Annotated in this window: 3 protein-coding genes and 1 pseudogene; 1 reads left to right on the top strand and 3 read right to left on the bottom strand. The window is 73.9% G+C overall.

What is annotated here, in order from left to right; all coding sequences use genetic code 11:
• The 3 genes and pseudogenes from ACWEN3_RS44475 to ACWEN3_RS44465 all read right to left on the bottom strand — a co-directional run.
• Window positions 1-351: pseudogene (locus ACWEN3_RS44475) on the bottom strand (ATPase); the annotation flags it as partial.
• On the bottom strand, window positions 348-1,025 hold the full coding sequence (locus ACWEN3_RS44470) for a uracil-DNA glycosylase (protein WP_452983840.1): 678 nt from the start codon (window positions 1,023-1,025) through the stop codon (window positions 348-350). The pseudogene ACWEN3_RS44475 and the gene ACWEN3_RS44470, both read right to left, overlap by 4 nt.
• Before the next feature lie 84 nt (window positions 1,026-1,109).
• Window positions 1,110-2,198, bottom strand: a complete 1,089-nt coding sequence (locus ACWEN3_RS44465) for a WD40/YVTN/BNR-like repeat-containing protein (protein WP_452983838.1) — start codon at window positions 2,196-2,198, stop codon at window positions 1,110-1,112.
• Window positions 2,199-2,479: 281 nt separating this feature from the next.
• On the opposite strand from ACWEN3_RS44465, the gene ACWEN3_RS44460 reads away from it, so the two are divergent.
• A partial coding sequence (locus ACWEN3_RS44460; RefSeq protein ID WP_452983835.1) for an Rv1733c family protein occupies window positions 2,480-2,939 on the top strand: 460 nt, incomplete at its 3' end.

Genomic DNA, 2,939 nt, shown 5'->3' with positions numbered 1-2,939 from the left:
GAGGGCGCCGACGTACGCGGTGACGGCGTCGGCGGCGAGCGCCACCTTCCGCACGCCCAGCTCCCGGGCGAGGGCGTCCGGGAGCTCCGCGCGCAGGGCGTCGCCCAGGCTCGCGAATCCGGCGGCGCCGACGACGGCCGTGTCCAGCGCGTCCACGCCCGCCTCGGTCGCCGACGCCCGGGCCAACGGGACGAGCTGGGCCATCAGATGGACCGGATCGATGCCTCGCGTACCCGTACGGACCGGCTCCCGCGTCTCCCGCGGCGCGGAGGGCGCCCGCCCCGGGACACCGACGGCGACCCGGAGGCCGGAACCGCCGGAGTCCACGGCGAGATACCCGGCGACGGTCACGGCAGACGCCAGTCCACCGGCTGCCCTCCCTGCTGGATCAGCAGGTCGTTGGCCTGGCTGAACGGGCGCGAGCCGAAGAACCCGCGGTCGGCCGACATGGGCGAGGGGTGCGCGGACTCCACCGCCGGCAGTCTCCCGAGCAGCGGACGCAGATTACGGGCGTCCCGGCCCCACAGAATGGACACCAGCGGCTTGCCGCGCGCCGCCAGCGCCCGAATCGCCTGCTCGGTGACCTCCTCCCAGCCCTTGCCGCGGTGGGCGCCCGGGCTGCGCGGCGCGGTGGTCAGCGCCCTGTTGAGCAGGAGCACGCCCTGCTGCGTCCAGGGTGTGAGGTCGCCGTTGGACGGCTGGGGCAGCCCCAGGTCGGCGTTCAGCTCGCGGAAGATGTTGATCAGGCTCGGCGGCAGCGGGCGCACCTCCGGCGCGACCGAGAAGGACAGGCCCACCGCGTGGCCCGGGGTCGGATAGGGGTCCTGACCGACGATCAGGACCCGTACCTCGTCGAAGGGTTGCTGGAAGGCCCGAAGGACATTGGGTCCGGCCGGGAGGTACGTGCGTCCCGCGGCGATCTCCGCGCGCAGGAAGTCGCCCATCTCGGCGATCCGTCCGGCCACCGGTTCCAGGGCCTTAGCCCAGCCCGGTTCGACGATCTCATGCAAGGGTCGTGGTGCCACGGGCGTCACCCTACTGCCGTACGGCCCTCGGCGATCAACCGATGGCCGGACCGTGACCGGACGCCCGCGACCCCTGCCCCACGCTCAGCCGATCACCGCCGCCCGCACGCACAGCACGTCCGGCAGGTGGGCGGCCAACTGCTGCCAGCTGTCGCCGTCGTCGGCCGAGGCGAACACCTCGCCGTTGCGGTTGCCGAAGTACACGCCCGCCGGGTCGGCGTCGTCGGTGCACAGGGCGTCGCGCAGCACCGTGCCGTAGTGGTCCTCCGCCGGCAGGCCTCTGGTCAGCGGCTCCCACGACTTGCCCGCGTCGGCCGTGCGGAAGACCCGGCAGCGGTGCTGGGCGGGCACCCGGTCGGCGTCGGCGTTGATCGGGAAGACGTACGCCGTGTCGCTGCGGCGAGGGTGCGTGGCCGCCGCGAAGCCGAACGTGGACGGCAGTCCTTCGCCGATGTCGGTCCAGTGGGCGCCCGCGTCGTCGCTGCGGTACACCCCCCAGTGGTTCTGCAGATACAGCCGGTCCGGGTTGCCCGCGTCCCTGGCGACCTTGTGCACGCACTGGCCGAACTCCGGGCTGGGGTCCGGCAGGAACACCGCGGAGACGCCGGAGTTGGACGGTGCCCAGCTCGCGCCGCCGTCGGTGGTGCGAAACACCCCGGCGGTCGAGACCGCCACGGTCACCGCGTGCTTGTCGCGCGCGTCCGTGAGCACCGTGTGCAGGCCCTCACCGCCGCCGCCGGGCACCCACCGGGAGCGGGTGGGGTGCTCCCACAGCGGCCGGACCAGTTCGAAGCTCTCGCCGCGGTCCTCCGAGCGGTACAGCGCGGCCGGCTCCGTGCCCGCGTACACCACGTCGGGCTCGGCGGCGGCCGGGTGCAGCTGCCAGACGCGCTCCAGGGAAGCGCCGGTGTCCTTCGGGAACTTGACGGCCGGCCGGGGCGGTTCGGTCCAGGTGCGGCCCAGGTCGTCGGAGTGGAACACGGACGGGCCCCAGTGGGCGCTGTCGCCGCCCGCCAGCAGCCGCGGCTCGGCCCCCCTGGTGTCGATCGCGACCGAGTACACCGCCTGCGCGTTGAAATACGGACTCTCGTCGAACTCCCAGGGGCCGCCGCCCCTCCGCCGCCCGATGAACAGACCCTTGCGGGTGCCCACGGCGAGCAGTACCTCGGTCATGCCGATCACCTCCGGGACGCCATCGTCCAGGTAGCCGTCAGATATCGGCCAGTCTGCACCCCGCCACTGACACTCTCCCGCGGACCGTGCGTTCCCGCAGGTCACCGTGGTGTTGTCGGCCCGCGGCGAAGCTCGCCCGGTCCGGTTCCGGGATGCGCCTGCGCGAAGCGGGTGTCTCGTGCGACCGTCGGGGTGACGGCTCGTCGTGAGCAACGGGGCGATCTCCCGCGTATGGGAGGGCGGTCCGGCCGGTCGGTGCGCTCGTGAGGAGGATGCCCTTGATGGCGTTCCGGGGTCCGAAGGTGTGGCTGTGGCGCTGGCGGAGCAACCCGCTCAAACGCCGGGCGGACATGGTGGAGGGCTGGGTGGTGCTCTGCGTCTGGCTGCTCACCGTCCTGGCCGGGGTGCTGGCCGGCCTCGCGGCGGCCGGCGGGGTGGAGCACGGACTCGCCCAGGAGCGCACCGACTGGCGCCCGGCCCTCGCCCGCGTCGTCGGGCGGGCCCCGGGGACGCGCCCCGCGCAGAAGCACACCGCCGGTGGCGAGCGGGTGTGGGCCAAGGTGCGCTGGACGGTGGCCGACGGCACCGCCCACACCGGCCAGGTCCGGGTGGCACCCGGCAGCAGGCCGGGAACCCCGGTCACCGTCTGGACGGACCCGGGGGGCCATCTCGTCAACCGCCCCACCAGCGCCTCCGAGGCCACCTTCCGGGCCGTCCTCGTCGGCGGCCTGGTCGGCATCA

It is taken from the genome of Streptomyces sp. NPDC004561 (assembly GCF_053602155.1).
This window is presented reverse-complemented; position numbering and strand designations above follow the sequence as displayed.

Coding starts and splice junctions, on each gene's coding strand:
- ACWEN3_RS44465 (WP_452983838.1), bottom strand. CDS start 2,198: ATGACCGAGGTACTGCTCGCCGTGGGCACCCGCAAGGGTCTGTTCATC.